At 38.5% G+C, this 1,856-nt stretch carries 2 protein-coding genes; one reads left to right on the plus strand and one right to left on the minus strand.

Annotation, left to right across the window (positions count from 1 at the left end; translation table 11 throughout):
* The coding region (locus CVD27_RS00825) for a spore germination protein (RefSeq protein WP_101646009.1) at nucleotides 1–1,331 on the plus strand (1,331 nt) is incomplete at its 5' end.
* A 61-nt stretch (nucleotides 1,332–1,392) separates the two neighbouring features.
* On the opposite strand, the gene CVD27_RS00830 is transcribed toward CVD27_RS00825, so the two are convergent.
* Entirely contained in the window at nucleotides 1,393–1,665 is a 273-nt protein-coding gene (locus tag CVD27_RS00830; RefSeq protein WP_180960109.1) for a YqhV family protein, read from the minus strand.
* Nucleotides 1,666–1,856 lie beyond the last annotated feature (191 nt).

A 1,856-nucleotide genomic window follows, 5' to 3' on the forward strand; every position in this document is an offset into this window, starting at 1 on the left:
TCGTGGATGGGTTTGCACAAGCCAATATCTTGCTTTTAATAATGAAGGAACTTGAAAAGCATAAACCCGAAGAATTTAAGAATGATCCAATAGATGAGCTGGTTCATACATTTATTCCACATGTAGAGGTAGTTACAACACCTGATTTAGAAGAGGTAATTGCCCAAGTTCTTGCAGGACAGACTGCTTTAGTTGTAGAACAAGGAAGTAAAGTGGTACTGATTGATTCACGGGAGTACCCGATCCGCTCTCCACAGGAACCTGATATTGAGCGTGTGGTTCGTGGCCCGCGTGATGGTTTTGTCGAGACGATTGTTTTTAACCTTGCCTTAATTCGCCGTCGGGTACGAGATCGATCGTTGGTAATGGAATATGTACAGGTTGGTAAACGTTCTAAGACAGACGTAGCTTTAGTATACATAGACAGTATTGCCGATATGGAAAATGTGAAATGGCTGAGAGAAAAACTTGAGGACATTTCAATTGATGGAGTTTCTATGGGTGAAAAAACCATAGAAGAATTTGTTTTTGGCAGAAACTATAACCCCTATCCGTTAGTTAGGTACACGGAAAGAGCTGATACCAGTTCTGTTCATTTAATGGAGGGGCATATTCTTATTGTTGTTGATGGTTCGCCAAGTGTTATGATCTGTCCCGCTACTTTTTGGCATCATCTCCAGCATGCGGAGGAATACCGTCAAAAGCCCTTGGTAGGAGCCTTTTTACGGTTTGCCCGATTTATTGCGGTTACCGCATCCTTATTTCTATTACCCTTATGGTATACCTATGCAACCAATGAACAGCTTCTCTCGGAACGATGGAAATTTATAGGGGTTAAAGATCACGGGGAACTTGCACTCATTTGGCAATTTCTTATCGCGGAAATAGGAATTGAAATTTTGCGGATGGCTGCCATACACACCCCTAATGCCCTTGCTACCGCCCTTGGTATCGTCTCTGCAATCATTATTGGAGATGTAGCGGTCCAAGTAGGGATTTTTACTCATGAGGTAGTTCTATATGTTGCAGTTTCAGCTATTGGAACCTTTGCTACACCTAGTTATGAATTAAGCCTTGCAAATCGTATTTTTCGTGTTTTCTTATTAATTATGGTTGCAATACTTCAAGTCCCAGGATTATTAATAGGAATAACATTATGGATATTGTTATTAGTTACAACGAGGACGATGAATATCCCTTATCTATATCCATTTATCCCGTTTAATCCATTGGATTTCAAATTAGTCCTTCTACGTTCTCCTGTTCCATATAGTAATATGCGAGGGCATATGCTAAACCCACAGGATCGAACTAGACAGGAAGATGAGTAAGCCTATCAGACCTATCGTATCTGATAGGCTTTTTCCTTTGATAGGCAAAAGCTATGCCTAATTATGATTTAACTCCTATTAATATAAATGCAACCCCAAGTAGTATCCAAACAATTTTCATAACTGATATATTACCGACAATTCCTACTAATCCTATTGTAGTAGTTAGTATTAATATAATAGGACCAACAAGAGCGAGTGATGAATTAATCATTAAGGCCTTCTCAACTGAATTAAATCTTAACATTAAAATAGCTGCAAATATCTCGATACTGCCAGATAATAATCGTAAAAAGGCCATCCCCAAGACTGCTTTTTCTAAGATTATAAACATAGCTACCTCCCGAAAATATCCATTTCAACACATTATATGTTAATAATTCCGAGAGAAGGACAAGTTTTTTCAAAGGGAGGCTGTTAAATTAATTTAAACCCGCTAATTAAAATCATTATGGCCATGAGTGTTCTCAAAGGTTTTTCGGGGAATTTTGATGATAGGGTACTTCCTAAGATAACACCTGGTAT

Source organism: Neobacillus cucumis, assembly GCF_002860255.1.
GTDB lineage: Bacteria > Bacillota > Bacilli > Bacillales > Cytobacillaceae > Neobacillus > Neobacillus cucumis_A.

Coding starts and splice junctions, on each gene's coding strand:
- CVD27_RS00830 (WP_180960109.1), bottom strand. CDS start 1,665: ATGTTTATAATCTTAGAAAAAGCAGTCTTGGGGATGGCCTTTTTACGA.